This is a genomic window from Ruminococcus sp. D54t1_190329_F1 (genome assembly GCF_015551645.1).
Taxonomy (GTDB): domain Bacteria; phylum Bacillota; class Clostridia; order Lachnospirales; family Lachnospiraceae; genus Blautia_A; species Blautia_A faecis.
On the sequence record NZ_JADNDC010000011.1, the window covers coordinates 44,243 to 63,701 of the forward strand.

A 19,459-nucleotide genomic window follows, 5' to 3' on the forward strand; every position below is an offset into this window, starting at 1 on the left:
ATTCAAAATGATATGGAAAGAAAGATTTGTAGCAATGACGTAACATGAACATCTGGTTTTGTTACAGATAAAAGCTTAAACGAAAGAGAGGTCACAGTAATATGAAACTGACTTATACAAATGTAAATGGATACCTGATCCCGAATCTCACCTATAAATCCGGTGAGCAGATGGAGCAACTTGGCAAATATGGATTCTTGCGTAGAGACTATTTGAAAAATCACAGAAATTCGCTGTATCAGGTAATGCTCCTGCAAGATAGTATTGGTGAGCATCTGTTGGAAGTAGACAAGGCAGCCAGAGAACGGGAAGAAATTATCCTGAAACAGTTGGAAGAAAAAGATCCATTGCCGGACAAGGAAAAAGATCAGATGGCATGGGTAAGAGCTGCCGATCAGCACAGAGCGATTGCAGAAGAGATTATCCTGAAAGAATTGGTTTATGTATAAGGATTGCCAGTAACTAATCTGGCAGGTAACTGATAAAAATAGAATATTGTGAGTGAAGTAAGGCGTGAGTCATAAAATATGGCTTGCGTCTTTTTCTTTGCCTGAAAGGAAGTGATAAGTTTGAACAAGAAGTTTTTGAAGCATTATATGGAAACCAATCCAGAAGGGACAGCACAGACCTATATCTTTCTGGTGGACAATCAGGATATAGCGTTGAATATTGTGATGTCAGGTTATCAGGCACTTTGCCTAGTGCAGGAAGATGACGGATATTATTTCAGTGCAGATTCCTTTATAGAGGAAATGAGGTCTATTCAGTTTACTGGAAGCTGTCAGAGTGCCTATCATTATGTGACTGCTTGTACGGTGAAGTGGATGAATGATAAGTTACAGACATTTTTCAAAGGCGCTGGTCTTGATGGAAAAGCGGGCTGGCAGTTGTTCAAAGAGAAGGAGTACCTTGGCAAACTGGATAATCAGAAAGAAGTTGAAAAATTACTGGAACAGTATATTCTTCGTTTTGAACGAGATCCGAAAGAAGAACCAGAACTGAGCCGGTTTCACTTATTTGATGCAAAAGGGAATGTGAAAGGTGTCCGGGATATGGAGATTGTAGATTACCTGGTGGAGAATGTTCAGTTTTTTGTGGTGGGAATCACACCGTATTATTATGAACACGGCGTTTTCCTGGAAGATCATGATGGGGTAAGAATGAAATACCGTATCCAGAAGCTGATCTATCGAGATCAGATACAGAGTGGCGTGATTAAAAGAATCTATAATCTGCTAATCACACAGCCAAAAGTTCACCGAGAGGCATATGAACTAAATAAACAACCTGTGCGATGGATCAACTTCAAAAATGGATATTATGATCCGGTTACGGGTGAAATGCTAGAACACAATCCGGATTATCTGACAATCAATCAGATTCCATTTCCCTATTATCCAGAGGATTGTGAGCAAGTGTTACAAGGTGGAGAAAATATCAAAAAGTATCTGGCATCGTCTCTTCCTAACAAAGAAGAACAGCAGACATTCTGGGAGTATTTTGGATACTGCATGACACAGGATACGCAGTTTCAGAAATTCCTTACACTGAAAGGAAATGGTGGAACTGGAAAGTCTGTGGCAGTATCGCTGATCCAGCATATCGTTGGGATTACTAATATGTCCAGTATTTCTTTACAGGATTTGAATAAACGATTCTATGCGACTGGAATGTACGGAAAGTTGCTAAATGCCTGTGCAGATATTCCATGTAAAGCAATGGAGAACACAGATGTATTAAAGAAAGCAGTTGGTGAAGACACGCTGATCTACGAAAAAAAGGGACAAGATGCGATTCATTTTCACTCTTATGCTAAACTGCTCTTTTCTACCAATGAAATGCCACAGAATCTTGAGGACAAGTCGGACGCTTTTTATCGTAGATTATTGATTCTTGATATGAACCGGGTAGTAAAAAGTGGTGAAAAAGATCTGCATTTAAAGGAAAAGGTACAGTCAGAATCCGATTATGCGATTCATATGGCTATGATTGCACTGAAAGAATTGTATGAACAGGGACAGTTTACGGAGAGTGAACACAGCAAAGAATGTGTAAGGGAGGTGCAGCGGTCGTCTGACAGTATCTGTGCTTTTATTGATGAGTCATTGGTGCGTGCCAAAGGAAAACGCCTGAAACGAAGTGAAGTATTTCATATGTATGAGGAATATTGCAAAGAGAATGGCAGACAGGGGCATGGTAAATCCAACTTTTTTAGGAATATGACGGATAAAGGATTTCTCTTGAAGCAGTACAATGGCGAGTTCTATTATCAGGATATTGCAGTTAAGGAAGAAGATTTTTATTCGGTAGATCCAGAAGAGAGAGTACCTTTTGAAGAAACAGATACAGGATATAAACAGTTACAATTAAATATGAATCAGGGAATTAAGAGCATTTAGGGCAAAATAAGCAAAAAGAAATGTTACCGGAGCAGGAGAAATAACAAAGATAGCTGCCAGAGTACATAAAATTTTGCTTTTTTTACACTGACTGCCCTTTTTTATGTATCAACATTTTAGCTGATACAAATATAGGTTTTTCCTGAATTTGGAAAAAAGTCAAAAATAAACATTAAGAAAGTATGAGGTATGATTATGAGAATGATGAAAATCAACAATAATGAAACAGTTATGGTGATCGGGATTGATCATGGGTATGGAAACATGAAAACAGCTACCAGATGTTTCCCATCCGGTGTAGCCAGATATGACAAGGAGCCAATCTTTCAGAACAATCTTCTTGTTTACAATGGCATGTATTACCAGATCGGAGAGGAACACAAGGAGTTCTGTGCGGAGAAAACGCAGGATGAGGATTATTATGTGCTGACACTGGCGGCTATCGCAAGAGAACTTGATGGGAAAGGAATGAATCGGGCAACGGTACATATCGCAGCCGGACTTCCGCTTACCTGGGTGGCTACACAGAAAGAAGATTTCCAGAAATATCTTCTTCAGAATGAAAGCGTGGATTTTATATTCCGCAATAAAGAGTATCATGTAGAGTTTGCAGGCGCTGATATTTACCCACAGGGATTTGCAGCAGCCTTTTACCGCTTACAGGATTTCAAAGGAATCAACATGCTTGTGGATATTGGAAACGGAACTATGAACATCATGTATATCAACAATTCCCGTCCATTAGAGAAGAAATGCTTTACAGAGAAATATGGAACGCATCAGTGTGTGCTTGCTGTAAGGGAATCCCTGCTGAAAGAACTGGGAACAGTGGTGGACGATCTGGTGATTGAGCAGGTGATCCGTACCGGGACAGCAGATATTGGTGAGAAATATCTGACAGTCATTCGTAAAGCTGCCGGAGATTATACGAAAGAAATCTTCCATAAGCTGAGAGAACGGGAATATAATCCAGAACTGATGCGTCTGTATGTGGTCGGCGGTGGTGGTTGTATGATCCAGAATTTTGGAGAATATGACAAGAGCCGGGTGACAATTGTACGGGACATCTGTGCCACAGCGAAAGGCTATGAAGCAATGACTGTAAGAAAAATCCAGAGAAACGGAGGGATGCTTGTATGAGAAAAGAACGGAAAATCATCAACACAAATATCCGTTTGAATCTTTGTGATGAACAGGACAGGCAGGCATGGGAATATTTGCAGACGATGGACAGGGAAAAATATAAATCGTACACCAGAGCAGTTGTAGTTGCTTTAAACGATTATTTTTCCAGAGAGTACAGGAATGAAGCAGATCCGTATCTGGAAACCAGAGAAAAGGAAGATGCTTTTCTGGAAAGAGTGGAAACAGCTGTCCGAGATGGAGTGAAAGAATTTGCCCCGATGGCTATAGCGAAGAATCTGATGGAAATGCTTGTACCGTTTGTAAAAGAATCGGTAGGAGAAATTAATCTGCCGGACAGAATACTAACAATGGAGAAAACGGATGGAGAGATCGCAGAAGATAATCTGGACTGGGAGAAAGAAGCTGATATGGATGCAGCACTGGATTTTGCGGACGGTTTTTAGATGGTTATGAAATAGCAGTAACAGGAAAACAGACTGACAGTAAGGAATAGCTTTACAAAAACAGAATAGCAGAAAAAGACAATGGCAGTGGTGATATTTCAGACATTATGAATTGGAGAAATGTTTATGACTGCTATTTTTATGTCTTTTAGCAGAAATAGAAAGAGAACCAGAAAAAGAAAGACAGAAATAACAGGAAAATATAACAGAAAAGCGTTGGCAGATGGGGGGATTGAACAAACAAGATGAAGAAAAGAATAGAGTGCCGGTTACGGCACATGATTGTCCGATACTTCGCATCGGAGTGATGCATGAACAGCCTGTTTCAGAAAGAGAAAATCTATCGAAATGGGAGCTTTTCTATTTCTTCCACAGTCTGTCCCTGCACCACAAAACCACCGTCATCTCTATTTAGGTTGGATAACGCAGAGGAGAAATGTTACTTGACTGGTGCTAATTCAGTGGTGGGGAGATGACAGGCAAGTTTCGCAAAGTGGCAAGCCACTCTGCACCGGAGCCAGCCTTTGGGCTGTTCCTAAACTTGCCAGAGGGCTCTGCCCCTTGGAACCCCGGCATGTCAATGGCGTAAGTATCCCTGCGAAATATCCACCGGACATTCCTACGGAACACTTACTGATTGACTAGGATGCTGTCCTGCACCTATATAAGGGAGCGTTGCACTCCCTTATATATCCCCTGCTAATCTACCTGCCGGAAAGGTTATGAATGATTTATAAAAAAGATAGAGTGGAGAAAGGAGACAAAGATTTATGCGAAAACGAAATTATACAGTAACGATACGAATGAATAAAGCAGAGTATGATCTGCTCCAAAATAAAGTAAAGGAGTCTGGACAGACTCAGCAGGCGGTTGTAATTCATGCAATAGCAGGTTTAAAAATTGCTTCCGCAGAGGAAGTGGAAGAACTGAAAACGCTGAATCAGATTCTTGCAGAGATACTTAGTCAGCTTCGTGGTGCAGCTACGAATTTGAATCAGATTGCAAGAAAAATGAATACGGATGGTTTTATGCCAAGGGAAGATATTCTGTATTATCTCAACAAAAATATTCTCAAATACAGGAAGGAGAGTGAAAAGATATGGCTATTAATAAGACGATTAATAAGCGGACAAATACACATGGAGCAATGAGAAATTGTATCGAATATGTTTTGCGACAGGACAAGACAAGTGAACTGCTTACTTATGTAACAGGTCCGTACTGCCATGATGAGATCAACTATGATCTGGTGTATAGAACCTTTTTAGAAGAAAAGAAGATGTGGGATAAAGATTCTGGGAGAATGTACGCTCACAACATTATTTCCTGGCATAAGGACGAGCAGATTACTCCGGAGCAGGCATTAGAATTTGGAAAAGAGTTTGCAGAAAATTGGTTCAGTGGATTCCAGACCTTAATGGCTGTGCATAAGGATAAAGATCATATCCACTGCCATCTGGTTACTAATTCAGTGAGTTATGAAGATGGAAGAAAACTGCATAACACCAAAAAGGATCTGGAACGTATGAAACAGCTTACCAATCAGATGTGCCGAGAACGTGGACTGACAGTTGTCGAGAAAGGAAAGCACTTTGATGGAAGCCAGATTGAAAAAGGGGAAGTCATTGCATGGAGTAAAGATAAATATAACCTGTTCCGTCAACAGGTAAAGGACAGTTTTGTAGCGGACTGTGCAATGGCGGTATTAAAGGCACTGGAAAATTGTATCAGCAAAGAAAAGTTTATAGAAAAAATGAAACAGTTTGGATGGAATGTAAACTGGACAGAGAAACGGAAGCACATTACTTTTCAGAATCAGGATGGAAAGAAAGTGCGAGACAGCAATCTGTCAAAAACATTTCATCTGGATATCAGTAAGGAGGGATTGGAGAATGAATTTAATGGAAATAGGGAAAAATCCAGAGTTGCATTCGACAGAGACAGCAGAGCAGACGAAGAACTCAGAAACTATTACAGAGAGCTTGACGCAGCCATTGCAGATGCCAGAGGAATCACCGATCAAGCTCAAAGTGGAGAGGGATATTCTCGTACAGAGTTTCGAGAGAGCGAAAGAGTTCATGCGAACACAGAAAAAGCAGATACAGACACTGGAAGAAGAGAAACTGAAGATCTTATCCGACAGGCAGAGATTGCGAGAAGAAGTTCGGAAATCAACCGTAGAAATTCAGCGTCTGACAATCGAATTGTCCGAAACGCAGAAGCTGAATCAATCGCTTCAGCAGAGCAACGACGATCTGAGGAACAGGAATGGTTTGAAGAGCAGGAGCGAGCAAGAGCAGCTCGAAGAAGAAATAAGAGACGTTCGGAACCAGAACTCTAAACTGCAGATACAGGTGAATAAATCATCTGTTGAAGCAGTAGATGAAGCACAGAAGAAACAGAAAGAAGCAGAGAAAAAGATGGAACAGGCAGAAGCCAAAGCCCGTAACGAAAAGAAAAGTGCAGAGTTGGAAATCCGCAAAGCAAAAAAAAGTAAAGGCAAGAACTGAAAAAATGAGGGATATAGAATATTTCTGGGGAATGGGATACGTTACAGTAATCCTGTTTGCAATCGTACAGAATGGTGCTTTTCAGAATGACTTTATAGATTTTTTCAGGACTCCATTCATGTGGTATGTTCGATTTTGTGAATGGTTGGTACATCCAACCTATGATAACGGATTCAACCAGAAAATAGCATATACAGGCGGAGAAGCATGGATTATTAGGATTCTGGCGATTGTAGCTGTGCTTTTTATATTGGCAATCGTTATGGTAACAATCGTGAAAGTAATAAAAAGATACAAAAAAATGTGGGATGAAATTTCACAGATGTTTTTGCTGGGAAGTCTTTCGGGGATTGCAGTACTTGGAGATGTAATCAGAGAATATCTGCCAGTGAATTTGATTTTGACATTTGGATTTATCAATGTGGGAATCATGCTGCTTAAAATGTATTTTCGGAAGAAGTTTGAAGAAAAAAGCCTGTATGCTGATAATCACTATGATTAGGAAAATACAAAAGCCGATAACCACAGTTCAAGAACTGTGTATTATCGGCTCTGCGGCTGTGCGTCTGGCGTTTTAATAGCAGTTATATGGAATTGTTCAATGTCGATTAGGCATTCGCTTTTGCACTTCGGACAAAAGAGTGGAAAATTTGTCACCGGCTCATTTTCTCAGATTTTGTCGCGAGTTTTATTTCCGTAGACAGGGAAACGCACCCACTCGACACTTACTTTTATTTGCGTCTCTACTTTTTATTTTTTCCTTGAATATCCTATAACACTAACAAAATACGATGCAACTACTATACCCAAAACAAAAATAGCAATCAACATAGGATTTTTTACCAAATTTTGAGTAACGTAGTCCATATCTTTTGATATTTTACTTACGAAAAAGATAACGAGAAGTGTGCAAATCATTCTCACATACTGAACGCTCATATAGCCAAACCACTGTGCTATTGCTAAACATATAGAACACCATAAAACAGGTAATGCTATTGCAATGGCGATAGAAAAACCAAACTGGCTAAGTGTAAAATTATGATAAACCACATAACGAATGATATAAATGATAACTGTACCCATTATACTAATCGGAACAAGAAGCAAGCTAGTCAAATACTTACTGAAAATGATTTGGTACTTACTCATCGGCAAGGTTAATTCATATTGTTTCCATGAAGTCAATCCATCATAGGTCATGGTCATCATTAAGTGCATACCGATAAAAAGTGAAAAAAAAGCCGATGACATAATTGAGTAAACTTCATTCTCTCCGAAGAATGAAATTGCTATTACAAAAAAATACATTACAAGAATGACTTTTTTATTCATTTTCTTCATAAGCAATAAATCCTTAAAAACCAATCCTTTCATTTGACACCTCCTTTGATATAGAACAGCATAATGTCCTCAATAGAAGCGTCATCAATAATTAGATTTTGGTATCTTTTTTTTGCAGCTACTTTGTCATGTATTAAGCATTCCACGCTAAGATTTGTTTCTCGACAACATACATAGTCATCTGGCGAAACAGTATTAAATTCTGATTTTTTACAGCGTATAATTCCATAATTATAAATGAGGTCATCTTTCTTTTCCTCAAAAATAATTTTTCCATTATGAATCAGAATTACATAGTCAGCAACCTTTTGTATGTCAGAGGTTATATGTGTAGAGAACAAAATAGAGTGTTCTTCATCTTGAATAAATTCTAAAAAAATATCCAAAATTTCATCTCGTACAACAGGATCTAACCCTGTTGTTGCTTCGTCTAAAATCAGAATCTGGGGTCTATGCGATAGTGCACAAATAATTGACAATTTCATCTTCATACCTTTTGAAAGTTGCCCTATTGATTTATTTAATGGAACATCAAGGCGTTTCATATATTCTTCAAACAAATTCATATCCCATGTTTTATAAGATCCCGAAAGGATTTGGGCAATATCTTTTGCATTTAAGACGGAATGGAATTTACATTCGTCAAAAACAACACCAATGTTTTCTTTATGCAAATAAGAATGATTTTGTTTACCCAATATTCTTATTTCACCCGCATCCAACTTCAACTGGTCTAAAATTAAATTGATAGTTGTACTTTTTCCAGCACCATTTTCTCCTATGAAACCCACAATACGTCCTGTAGGAACTGTAAATGAAATATGATCTAACATAAAATCATCAAATTTTTTAGTCACATTTTTTACAACAATACTGTTCTGTTCCATAATTTCACCTCTCATTCTTCAAAAAATAGTTTTAGAATATTAGCCATTTGCTCATAGCTGATACCATGAGTACGACCGATTATAGCAACCTTTTCTAAAAATTCTTCCGCTATTCGTAGTTGTTCTTCTTGAATAAATTCTTTATTTGGTGATGCAACAAAACTACCTTTTCCCGATACGGTTTCGATAAACCCATCTCGAGTTAAATCTTCGTAAGCTCGTTGAACAGTAATAACACTTATATGCAGGTCTTTTGCCAGTGCACGCATGGAAGGCAGGGCTTCTCCGGCAGATAGGGTACCATCCATGATTAAACTCTTGATCTGCATAGAAATTTGTTCATAAATAGGCTTATCACTACTATTACTTATGATAATTTCCATTCTAACTTCCTCTCACCACCTTCTGATATATGCGTACTTGTACGATATGTACAGTGTATATGATAGTGTCAGAAATGTCAATAAAGTAATCCTACAATTCATTAAAATATACAATATAAAGTTTTCAAAAAATCAGCGTAATCCAACCTGTCAACCGGCATAATAAGGTCATTTCTTTGTGCAAATCAGCACGATAATGATAGGATGAGCGATGATGAATTAGAACTTCTGGCTCCATGGAACGAAATCGTCAAAGCTGAAATCGAACGTCGTGCAAACGAATCAAATTGATCATATGTGAATTGTCAAGATGCTCCGGCTACTGAAAAGTAGTCGGGGATTTTTTCTATCGTATCTAAAAATTAAGCGGTTACCATATATTCAGATTGGCAGTGAAGTAGTTGTTAAAGAGTATCCAGATAGACGGGAATATGCTGTTTGGGAAGAGGTGCTTAATGCCTGTTTGAAAGAAAAATATATTGAAAGAAAAGGCGAAGCGATTTGTGTAATTACAAATGCTGGCTATAAAGTTGTTGAGTGATGAAAAATACATATAGCAGAAGAGCATTAGATTAAAAAAGAATAGTAACTCCCCATTATTGGAATATTTTCCAGTTTTGGGGAGCATTGTATTTGCTATATTCGCCATTTTTTCTTAGGTTCATATTTTCCACAACCATCACAGGTCTGTGGCCAGTTGATTTTCCATTCAAAATATTCATCTCTGGTAATTGTACCAGATTTCAATTCTTCTTTTCTGATAATCCATTCTTTCATAAAATCATTCAGAACCCCATAGTTGAACCATATACCAACAGGTGGATGAGCAGGCCAGCTATCAGAATCGTGATAACGGACAGCGGTATCCTCATTAGAATTGCACTTTTCGATTGGATAGGTTTCTAACTGGAAGAGGTTGATCGCTGCCGGGTTAAATTCATCAATCCAGAACAGAATTTCCATAAGTTCCGAAGCATCCATAGTAGTAGGTTCGTGCAGTGCCAGCGGATTCACGTCCAGAATCTTAGCCATTTCACTTACCAGATCTTTGCGGGGAACCCGGTAATTCGTTTCGTATTGGGCAAGGCGGTTTGCACCTTTATCGCCCCAGCCGAGGGCAGCACCAAGTTCTGCCTGTGTCATATTCCGGAATGTCCGGATTTTTTTTATTTTATCACCGATTGTCATATCAGATTTCCAACTTTCTTTTTGATAAAGCCATTTTACTACCAAAAACAAGGAATGTAAACAGAAAGATTCGCATTGAAGCGAACAAAATACTTGACATTCGCATAAAAGCGAATTGAAATGACAGTACAATAAAGGTTCGCATGAAAGCGAATGTACAGATAAGGATAAATATTTTTTTGTAAATTATTGCAAAATGAGGTTGGTAAAATCCTTCTGTCAGGCTTTATTAGTGAGAGGATTTTTTTGAAGAGAACAACATTTTGGTGTTTCCAGGCTGTAATAAGTGAAAGGATATTCAAAAAAATCTCTTTTGTACCTTGAAAATTACATGAGCTGTATAATCTGATTCCACAGATGCCATAACCCTGTAAATGATTTTACGGGCGAGCGTCGAAGATACTCCGGAAACGGCTGGTAAGTTTGCGAAGAAGCTGCCAGCATTCAGAAATATTCTGATAGAGGTTGGACGTAACGCTGACAACAGATTATACGAATGGAAGCCAATACGCTGAACAGAATACAAAATGCTATAGATATCTGGATAACTGGAGAAAAGAGGAAGAAAGTTAAGGTGATGCGGTTGAGAAAATTGTAGGTATAGGACGACTTATAAAAAGAATATGTTGGAAAAGAGGTGAGCATCATGGTGAATCAGTCAGTAATAGATTCCAGTGTTGATCTGGAGCAGTTAAAGGACATTGAAGATTTAATTCCTGATATGGATAAAGCTATTTCTGAGAAAGTGGAAACTTTTCTGGATAAATCCGGCGATCAACCGTATGCTCACATGAATGAAGGGTATGTGGTGGTCGTGGAAATGACCGGAGAAATGGATGCCACAGATGCCATTAGTGATTATCTTAGAAAAAGAACGGAGTTGATGTATTAGATGCAAGTCTTGAAAAAATATCTTGCGAAGCTACAGATGTTATGTTAATGTGAGGTCAGGGAAAATGAACGTGATACATGGTTTCTGACTTCAAATTCAATGGAATAAGTAAGTTGGGAGCGATGTAAAATGGAACAGATGCAAATGAATATGCCAGATATATACGATGCTGCATTGTATCTTCGATTATCGAAAGATGATATGGAAGAGGGCGGTGCGAAGTCAGAGAGCAACAGCATTGCAAATCAGAGAGAGTTACTTCGGAGCTTTGTAAAAAGCCAGCCGGATATTCAGATCTTTGATATATATGTGGATGACGGATACTCAGGAGGAAATTTTGACCGACCTGAGTTTAAACGAATGACAACTGATATAGAAGCTGGAAAAGTAAACTGTGTGATTGTAAAAGACTTATCCAGATTCGGAAGAGAATATATAGAAGCCGGGCGATGGATCGAAAAGACCTACCCGGCTTTAAATGTGCGTTTTATTTCAGTTACAGACCAGTTTGATAGCAAAACAGCAGACTTTTCAGAGAAGTCATTTGTAGTTCCAATCAAAAATTTTGTAAATGAAAGTTATTGCCGGGACATTTCCGGTAAAGTGCGAAGCCATCAGAAAATCAAACGTGAGAAAGGTGAATTTATTGGAGCATTTGCACCGTATGGTTACTGCAAAGATCCGGAGAATAAGAATTGTCTGGTGATAGATTCTTATGCAGCGGATATTGTAAGAAAAATATTTTCATGGAAAATTGATGGATTCAGTCTTGGAGCAATCGCAGAAAAACTGAATGTACGTTATGTGCAGTCGCCAAAAGAATATAAAAAGGCAAATGGCGAGAATTATAATTCTGGATTTCACAGCTCAGACACACCGAAATGGTCGGCAGTGCAGATTAAAAGGATTCTAACCAACGAGGTTTACATTGGAAACATGGTACAGGGCAAGCAGGAACGAATCAGCTATAAAGTAAAGCAACGCCTGGATAAGCCAGAATCAGAGTGGGTGAAAGTAGAAAATACGCATCCGGCAATCATCAGGCAGAGTGATTTTGACGTGGTGCAGAAGTTACTCCAATATGATGGCAGAGCATCGAAAACATTAGACAGTGCAAACTTTTTTTCGGGATTTGTGTTTTGTGGAGATTGCAAGACCCCGATGATACGCAGGGTAAATCAGTATAAGGGGAAGAAAAAAGCTTTTTATATCTGCCAGACAAAGAATAAAGGTGGAGATTGTACCAGACACAGTATTCCAGAAGAGGTGCTGAAAAGGATTGTATTGAAAGAGATTCAGGCATATACAGCACTTTTTATAGACTATCAGATGATTATGGAAGAACTTTGTGAGATGCAAGTCAGTTACGATCAGGTAATCGGTTATGATACACAGATTAGTAAGTTGCAGGAAGAATATAACCGTTATTACAGTCTGAAAGCATCTTTGGGTGATGACTTGAAAGAGGGACTGATCAGCAAAGCGGAGTTCGATGATTTTCGGGAAAGTTATGGAAGAAAATGTGAAGAACTGGAGCAGATGATTGAGAATCAGAAAAAGCTGGTAAAGCAAATGTTTGAGGGTGGAGTGTCTGCAACTGTTCAGTTGGAGGACTGGAAGAAATCACTGGAAATCAAAGAACTGGATCGCACATTGCTGGCACTGACCGTAGATAAAATCTATATTTATGAAAACAAGCAAATTAAAATTCACATCCGCTATCAGGATATGATTGAGAAGATGAAAGTCATAAGACGGTTTTATGCGGAACACAGGACAGAGTGCAGGAAAGAGGTGGGATAAATGGCAAGAACAGCAAAAAGATATAAGAAAAACACAGAGAAGAAGATTTCTGGTATTCCGGTATGTATGGCTGCAATTTATGCCAGATTATCCGTAGATAATGATGAAAAAAAGTCAGAATCTATTGAAACACAGGTTACGCTGATAAAAGAATTCATTCAGAAGCACAATGAAAATCCGGACAGAGAGTGTAAGATTGTTGTGTATGATATTTATTCTGATCTTGGAAAAACAGGAACAAATTTTGACAGACCTGGATTTGAACGGATGATGAATGATGTCAGAGCAGGCAAGATAAATTGTATTCTGGTAAAGGACTTCTCACGATTTGGAAGAAATTATATCGAAACGGGAAACTATCTGGAGAAAATACTTCCCTTTATGAAAGTGCGGTTTATTTCTGTATGTGACAACTATGATTCATTTGCACCTGGTGCTAAGAATCAGGAATTATCCATGAATATCAAGAATCTGGTGAATGATGCTTATGCGAAAGACATTTCAGCAAAGGAACGGGCAGCGAAACGTATTGTACAGAAAAATGGTGAATATGTGGGATCTACAGCTCCATACGGATATTGTGTGGAAAAGGTAAATGGGATTTATAAGCTGATTGTGGAACCGGAATCTGCAAAGATTGTCCGTAGGATTTTTGAAGAATATGCTTCTGGAGATGGTATACAGAGTATTATTGACAGGCTGTTTGAAGATGGGGTACATCGGATTTCGGACTATAACCAATATCATCATGTGTACTGTCAGGATGGAGAGAATCTTCACCAGTGGGGAAATTCTTCGATACGTGCGGTTTTAAATCGAAATAATTATTATGGTGATCTGGTTCAGAGAAAATACGAATCCAGATTTCAAAGAGGTGAAAAATGGTGTGACATATTGGACGAAAGTCAGTGGATTATTACGCCAAATGCTCATGAGCCGATTATCAGCAGAGAACTGTTTGACAAAGCACAGATCAGGTTAAAAGCAGCACAACAGAAAGCAACAAAAACTACAGAAGGATGGGAGGATGATGAAAGAGCATTTTACAATGTATTCTATTGTGGTGATTGTAAGCGGAAAATGTGTACACGTAGATGCAAAGGCAATGTGTATTACTTTTGCAATGCTGCCTGGTATCGGGATGAAAGAAAATGTAGGCAGAAATCTATTTCTGAAGATAAATTGCAGAAAATTGTCCGTTCGGAGCTGACCAGACAGTTTCAGTTATCTGGCTTACGGAAAAAGGATATGTCTGCTATAAGCAGTGCGGTATTTCTTTCCAAAATCAAAGAAATTCAAGCAGAGATCAGGAAACTGGATGCAGATATGGAAAGACGTTCAGAAAAACTGGCACAGGCATTCATGCAATATAAAGAGGGTGAACTTTCCAAAGAAGTCTATATAGAAATGAAAGATGACCGTAATAACTGGAAAGCATTCTGCGAAGAGAGAAAGAGAACTCTGGAGCATACCATACAAAAGCTGGGAAAACAGCAGAAAGAAGAAGCCAGATTTTTACGAAGTCTGCTGGAATTGGATGTGACAACCAGAATCAATGCGGAACTTGCGGAGAGCTTGATTGAAAGTATGTATCTATATGGTGATGGCAGACTGGAAATCAACTTCGAGTTTAAGGGGGCGGTAGAACATGAGTGATCAGAAACTGATTATTGGATATTACCGCCTTTCCATGGAAGATGACTCAGAGGGAGAAAGTAACAGCATTATTAATCAGAGAAAACTGGTAAAAGATTATATTTCCAATATTCCTGAACTGGTGGCTATGCCCTTTCAGGAGTTCTACGACGATGGATATTCTGGTTCCAGTATGGAACGTCCGGCAATTAAGCAGGTTCTGGAACTTGCCAGGGAGAATAAAGTGCAATGTATTGTAGTAAAAGATTTTTCACGTTTTGCCAGAAACTATATTGAGATGGGAACTTATCTGGAACAGATTTTTCCATTCCTGGGAGTACGATTCATTTCTATCTCAGACCGATATGATTCTAAAGATTATAAGGGAAAGAGTTCGGATATTGAAGTACAGTTTAAAGGACTGATAGCAGATTTTTATGTGAAAGACCAGTCCGTAAAGGTAAAAGCGGCAGTCAGTACCAGACGAGGAAAAGGTGAGTATTGCTGTGGCTCTGCACCGTATGGGTATCGAATCAATCCTGAAAATAAGAAAGAACTGGTGATTGTAGAGGACGAAGCGGAAGTAATCCGCAGAGTATTTGAACTGACCAATCAGCGGTATTCCAAGATAGAGATTTGTAAGTTATTCAATGAAGAGGGTGTATTGACTCCCTTGCAGTCTATGAGCAGACGACAGAAATCAGACAGCAAGAAAGCTGCATCAAGAGGATTGCAGTGGACGAGTGATATGATACGGAAGATTGTGGATGATAAGACTTATATAGGCTGTATGGTCTATGGAAAGACAAAGATTCCAGATCCCGGAACAGGGAAAGAAGTACCAGTGCCGAGAAATCAGTGGAAAGTGATGGAAAATCACCATGAGCCGATCGTATCAAAAGAAGTTTTTGAAAAAGCACAGTCCCTGCAGATCAGATACACAAAGAAAAGTAAATTTGACAGGGAAACAACACTGTTAGGTGGCTATGTGAAGTGTGGAAATTGTCGCAGAAGCTTGACTTCAAGCAGTCCGGTTCATGGTCATATCCTTTATAGCTGTGCTTACAGTAAAGGAAAAGAAGATACAGGATGTTTTGCCGGGAAAGCGGATAACAAAATGCTGGAGTATATCGTGCTGGCAGAAATAAAGGCTTACTTACGTCAGAATATCAGCCAAGAACAGATGCAGCAATCTATGAGAAAACAGCATGAGGACAGTATAGAAGCCTATAAGATGGAAAGTGCAGACTGCGAAAAACGTCAGGAGCAGATAAAGATTCAGAACCGACAGAACTATGAGAAGTATCACGAGGGACAGATGAACCAGAAACAGTTCATGGAAGCAAAGATGCAGCTGGAAGAAAAAAAAGAACGACTGCAGAAGCGTGTGCAGGAGTTGGCTGAGTTGATAAACGCTGAGAAAGACATCCTGATGAAAAAGAATGTTCCGGTGGAGCAAATGTTGAAGTATTTAGGCTATGAGAAGCTAACACGAGAAATGCTGGAAGAATATGTGTCCGGAATATATGTGTATGATGATGGGAGAGTGGAGGTAGAGTGGGGATGAAAAAATACTAGTTATGTTTATTTTAAGAAGCCTTGAGTGATTGATTTTTAAAGGCGGGATTGTTATAATTGTTTCTATAAAAAGTGCAAAAGAGAGATTGAAAAGGGTGAAATGTAACAATGGATAGGATATTGATGTTTGATCATAATATTAAAGATATAGGATTGTATACACGACCATCAACTCAAGGGGATGAGTTGGATTTGGTTGAAGATTTTATTGAATATTATATTCATAATTTTTTAAAAAGCAATAAAACAAACAATTTAGCTATATTTGTAGAACCTAAAGTTGCATCCGGATTTCCTGACATTGTATTTGCATCATATTCACCTAAAATATTGGAGAATTGGTCTGAACAAAGAGAAAATCTGGAAACGAATGATTTAAAAGTGTTATCTCAGTTATTGATGACTAAAGGAAGTACAGGAAGTGAATTGATAACAAGACTTAAGATGCCAGAAAAAGATACAATTCAGGCCATAGAAAAATTACTAGATGCACATATGATTATACGTGATCACGGCTTATGGAAACCAGTAGACATCAAAAAGATATATAATATAAAAAAATTGATTTCAGTGGAAGCTAAAATGACGGATATAAAGAAAGTTGCTGAACAGTCTCTTATTAATACATGGTTTGCATCACAATCATATGCATTAACAAGTACTTCAAATCCGCAAAGTAGTACGATTAAAAAGTTTGAAAGACAAGGCACAGGTTTGTATTGTAAGAAGAGAAGTTTTAGAAAAATAGTAGAAGCAAAGAAATTAGCATCACCGTCAAGTTATCAGTCTTTACAGTTTAATGAATGGATTGGAAGGACTGTTGCCCATTTAAGTTAGGAGAAATGAGAGATGAAAAAATTTCAAGAAATGTGTCAAGAAGAATTTGAAAAAATTGAATTGATGGCACGTGGTGGACAGAAGATTGTATTTGATGGAGTTCACAACTCATATGGAGAAACTGTTATTAAATTATATTTTCAGCTTAACGATCCCAGGTCTCTTAGGGAAATACAAATAGAAAGAGATTTAAACTTATCCATGGTACCTAAAATATATGAAACTGGAACCATAGAGTATGAGGGAACAGAGACATTATATATTATTGAGCAAAAAGTAAAAGGAACAGAATTACGGAAGGTGCTTGAAAGTGGAAAGAGATTTTCTTTAGAGGAAGCAGTGACATTTTTGGAACAGGGGTTAGAGTTTATTGCTTGTATAGAGAATAAAGGTATTGTGCATAGAGATATTAAACCGGAAAATATTATACGAGCAGATGATGGTAGAATATTTTTTCTGGATTTTGGAATTGCAAGGATATTGGGAGCAGATTCATTGACAAGAACAGGTGCAATGATGGGTCCGCATACACCTGGATATGCTGCGCCTGAGCAATTTAATAATTTAAAAAAGGAAATTGATTCTCGAGCAGATATTTTTTCACTAGGAGTTGTTACCTATGAATGTATTACAGGAAAAAATCCATTTAGAGAAGGCTCTATAAATGCACTTGAAGTCTTACAAAAGACAGAAACTATTACACCTGTACAGTATTCAATCAAAGGGGATACTCAAAGTCAGTTTATGGCATTATTAGGGGCAATGATGGGAAAATATCCTTCTAGAAGACCTAGGACTGCTAAGCAAGCAATAGATTGGTTAAAAGTAGCTAAAAAGACATTTGTTTATGAATAGAAGGGGTTAAAGAATGGAACTTTTTATACAAATGGGACATAATATGCAAGCGTTAGCTCTCGAGCATTTAGAAGAGTTTGATGGTGGAACTATTATCATTAGCCCTATGAACATTTTGCCCAATAAGGTAAAAGGTTATGCAACTAGGGTGCATAAGAAAAAAGGGAAAGTACTTGTTGATCCACAATTGTATTATCCTAGACAATATCAAAAAAAATTGTCTCAGTATGCATATTGGCCGAAGAGTGATATTACATCATTGGAAATGGGACAATTTGATACGGTAGTAGAAGAACTATCAAAATTAAATAACGAAGTTGAGGCAGAAGCGTTTTTGTTGCCTTCCATTACTGCTAAGAAAATAGACGATTTATGGAATAAAATACAGAAAATAATAATAGAAAGTGCAAAAAAATATGCACCTGATATGAAGTATATACACACAATTTCATTGAGTAGTGATGTACTTAATGATGAAAGCCAGATTGAACGGGTGATAGAGTATGTTGAAGAATGGGATGTAGAAGGTGTATATATTGTATGCGAACATCCGGAACGATATTATTTGGTGGATCGACCATTGTGGGTGTCTAATATTATGTCATTAGTAGCAGGAATTAAGAGACAGCGGAAGATGACGATTGTGGGTTATGCAAGTCATCAATTATTATGTATGGCATTAGCAAAATGTGATGCAATTGCATCAGGAAATTTTTTGAATTTAAGATGGTTTCAGCCAGAACATTTTGAAACAATAGATGATAAACAGCCTAGCCGTCGAGCGGTATGGTATTATTGTCCACAAGCATTATCAGAGTATAAAATTCCTTTTTTAGACATTGCAAAACGTATGGACCTATTAGATAGAATTGAACCTCCAGTAACGATGAAAAATAAATATAGTGAAATGTTGTTCAATGGAAGTTTACCATCATCAACAGGTTTTGGCGAAAAAGAAGCATTTAGGCATTATCTTTATTGTCTTCATAAACAATGTCAAAATAGTGTTCTGGAAACCTATGCTGAAACAAAAAATTTACATGTTTTAATGTTGGAAACAGCTGAACAATTATTATCGGGGTTAGGAAAAAAAGGAATTAAAGGGCAAGATCGAGATTTTACTGAAATTTTGGATGTAAATAGAGCAGCTATTTCAGCTTTCGATATGGCTTATCATTTTCCGCTTTCACAAGAATGGAATGATTTATAAAAAATCGTTATGCGGAGAATGATATTTGTAGCAATGACGTAACATCTTCCCCACCTACTTTGTGACAATTATATAACGTCCTCTATACAGAAATATGCGGTTTTAAGCCATTTTCGTGGCAAAAAAGCCGCATATTTTTTGTAGCAATGACTTGACATCCTCGGGACGGCTCTGTTTGGAAAGTAGCCTGCCAGAATAGGATAATTAATGTACAAGATGTAGCAATTTAAAGTGTCCCAATCTGAACATTTTAAAAAGCAGGTCGGATTATTGACTTTTACACCAAGTGTTTCCGAATGGATTAATAAAACGAATGCCATAAAAACTACCGTTTATGTAAAAAAAAGAA

Annotated in this window: 20 protein-coding genes and 1 pseudogene; 16 read left to right on the plus strand and 5 right to left on the minus strand. The window is 37.9% G+C overall.

Annotated elements, in window-relative coordinates:
* Nucleotides 1–101 precede the first annotated feature (101 nt).
* The 9 genes from I2D69_RS06730 (at nucleotide 102) to I2D69_RS06760 (ending at nucleotide 7,000) form a co-directional block, all read left to right on the plus strand.
* Nucleotides 102–449: a TnpV protein gene (locus tag I2D69_RS06730; protein WP_173736342.1), complete on the plus strand. Its 348-nt coding sequence runs from the start codon at nucleotides 102–104 to the stop codon at nucleotides 447–449.
* A 120-nt stretch (nucleotides 450–569) separates the two neighbouring features.
* On the plus strand, nucleotides 570–2,399 hold the full coding sequence (locus I2D69_RS06735; RefSeq protein WP_243243774.1) for a phage/plasmid primase, P4 family: 1,830 nt from the start codon (nucleotides 570–572) through the stop codon (nucleotides 2,397–2,399).
* Between the two features lie 195 nt (nucleotides 2,400–2,594).
* Entirely contained in the window at nucleotides 2,595–3,539 is a 945-nt protein-coding gene (locus tag I2D69_RS06740) for a ParM/StbA family protein (protein ID WP_173736341.1), read from the plus strand.
* Nucleotides 3,536–3,988, plus strand: a complete 453-nt coding sequence (locus tag I2D69_RS06745; RefSeq protein ID WP_173736340.1) for a hypothetical protein — start codon at nucleotides 3,536–3,538, stop codon at nucleotides 3,986–3,988. Before I2D69_RS06740 ends, I2D69_RS06745 begins: the two co-directional genes overlap by 4 nt.
* Nucleotides 3,989–4,114: 126 nt before the next feature.
* Nucleotides 4,115–4,237: a hypothetical protein gene (locus tag I2D69_RS20430; protein WP_255610553.1), complete on the plus strand. Its 123-nt coding sequence runs from the start codon at nucleotides 4,115–4,117 to the stop codon at nucleotides 4,235–4,237.
* Nucleotides 4,238–4,758: 521 nt separating this feature from the next.
* On the plus strand, nucleotides 4,759–5,139 hold the full coding sequence (gene mobC / locus I2D69_RS06750) for a plasmid mobilization relaxosome protein MobC (RefSeq protein ID WP_118048548.1): 381 nt from the start codon (nucleotides 4,759–4,761) through the stop codon (nucleotides 5,137–5,139).
* Nucleotides 5,088–6,329 carry a relaxase/mobilization nuclease domain-containing protein gene (locus tag I2D69_RS06755; RefSeq protein WP_173736339.1) on the plus strand — a complete coding sequence of 414 codons (1,242 nt, stop codon included), beginning with the start codon at nucleotides 5,088–5,090 and terminating at the stop codon, nucleotides 6,327–6,329. Before mobC ends, I2D69_RS06755 begins: the two co-directional genes overlap by 52 nt.
* Nucleotides 6,330–6,342: 13 nt before the next feature.
* Entirely contained in the window at nucleotides 6,343–6,498 is a 156-nt protein-coding gene (locus tag I2D69_RS20845; RefSeq protein WP_227198883.1) for a hypothetical protein, read from the plus strand.
* On the plus strand, nucleotides 6,449–7,000 hold the full coding sequence (locus tag I2D69_RS06760) for a DUF6040 family protein (RefSeq protein ID WP_227198884.1): 552 nt from the start codon (nucleotides 6,449–6,451) through the stop codon (nucleotides 6,998–7,000). Before I2D69_RS20845 ends, I2D69_RS06760 begins: the two co-directional genes overlap by 50 nt.
* Before the next feature lie 41 nt (nucleotides 7,001–7,041).
* Here the strand turns inward: I2D69_RS06760 and I2D69_RS06765 are convergent.
* The 5 genes and pseudogenes from I2D69_RS06765 to I2D69_RS06785 all read right to left on the minus strand — a co-directional run bounded on the left by I2D69_RS06765 (nucleotide 7,042) and on the right by I2D69_RS06785 (nucleotide 10,300).
* Nucleotides 7,042–7,233: pseudogene (locus tag I2D69_RS06765) on the minus strand (cysteine-rich KTR domain-containing protein).
* Nucleotides 7,234–7,248: 15 nt separating this feature from the next.
* On the minus strand, nucleotides 7,249–7,875 hold the full coding sequence (locus tag I2D69_RS06770) for an ABC-2 transporter permease (RefSeq protein ID WP_118048550.1): 627 nt from the start codon (nucleotides 7,873–7,875) through the stop codon (nucleotides 7,249–7,251).
* The gene (locus I2D69_RS06775) at nucleotides 7,872–8,729 is read right to left on the minus strand and encodes an ABC transporter ATP-binding protein (protein WP_118520107.1); all 858 of its coding nucleotides are present in this window, start codon (nucleotides 8,727–8,729) and stop codon (nucleotides 7,872–7,874) included. The genes I2D69_RS06770 and I2D69_RS06775 overlap by 4 nt, the downstream gene beginning before the upstream one ends.
* A gap of 11 nt (nucleotides 8,730–8,740) precedes the next feature.
* A complete protein-coding gene (locus I2D69_RS06780) occupies nucleotides 8,741–9,112 on the minus strand; it encodes a GntR family transcriptional regulator (RefSeq protein ID WP_118044672.1) in 372 nt (123 codons plus the stop codon).
* 636 nt (nucleotides 9,113–9,748) lie between these two features.
* Nucleotides 9,749–10,300 (minus strand): helix-turn-helix transcriptional regulator, encoded by a 552-nt coding sequence (locus tag I2D69_RS06785; RefSeq protein ID WP_119241906.1) that lies wholly within the window; start codon nucleotides 10,298–10,300, stop codon nucleotides 9,749–9,751.
* A gap of 646 nt (nucleotides 10,301–10,946) precedes the next feature.
* On the opposite strand from I2D69_RS06785, the gene I2D69_RS06790 reads away from it, so the two are divergent.
* From I2D69_RS06790 to I2D69_RS06820, 7 genes are all read left to right on the plus strand, one after another.
* Nucleotides 10,947–11,192 (plus strand): DUF6870 family protein, encoded by a 246-nt coding sequence (locus I2D69_RS06790; protein WP_008369874.1) that lies wholly within the window; start codon nucleotides 10,947–10,949, stop codon nucleotides 11,190–11,192.
* 129 nt (nucleotides 11,193–11,321) lie between these two features.
* Nucleotides 11,322–12,995 carry a recombinase family protein gene (locus tag I2D69_RS06795; RefSeq protein ID WP_195379627.1) on the plus strand — a complete coding sequence of 558 codons (1,674 nt, stop codon included), beginning with the start codon at nucleotides 11,322–11,324 and terminating at the stop codon, nucleotides 12,993–12,995.
* On the plus strand, nucleotides 12,996–14,651 hold the full coding sequence (locus tag I2D69_RS06800) for a recombinase family protein (protein ID WP_195379628.1): 1,656 nt from the start codon (nucleotides 12,996–12,998) through the stop codon (nucleotides 14,649–14,651). It abuts the gene before it with no gap.
* Nucleotides 14,644–16,197 carry a recombinase family protein gene (locus I2D69_RS06805; RefSeq protein ID WP_173736337.1) on the plus strand — a complete coding sequence of 518 codons (1,554 nt, stop codon included), beginning with the start codon at nucleotides 14,644–14,646 and terminating at the stop codon, nucleotides 16,195–16,197. The genes I2D69_RS06800 and I2D69_RS06805 overlap by 8 nt, the downstream gene beginning before the upstream one ends.
* Before the next feature lie 119 nt (nucleotides 16,198–16,316).
* Nucleotides 16,317–17,045, plus strand: a complete 729-nt coding sequence (locus I2D69_RS06810) for a hypothetical protein (RefSeq protein WP_118520129.1) — start codon at nucleotides 16,317–16,319, stop codon at nucleotides 17,043–17,045.
* A gap of 12 nt (nucleotides 17,046–17,057) precedes the next feature.
* Nucleotides 17,058–17,900: a serine/threonine-protein kinase gene (locus I2D69_RS06815; RefSeq protein WP_005333818.1), complete on the plus strand. Its 843-nt coding sequence runs from the start codon at nucleotides 17,058–17,060 to the stop codon at nucleotides 17,898–17,900.
* A gap of 13 nt (nucleotides 17,901–17,913) precedes the next feature.
* Nucleotides 17,914–19,110, plus strand: coding sequence for a hypothetical protein (locus I2D69_RS06820; RefSeq protein ID WP_005333823.1), 1,197 nt, complete (start codon nucleotides 17,914–17,916; stop codon nucleotides 19,108–19,110).
* The last annotated feature ends 349 nt before the right edge of the window (nucleotides 19,111–19,459 follow it).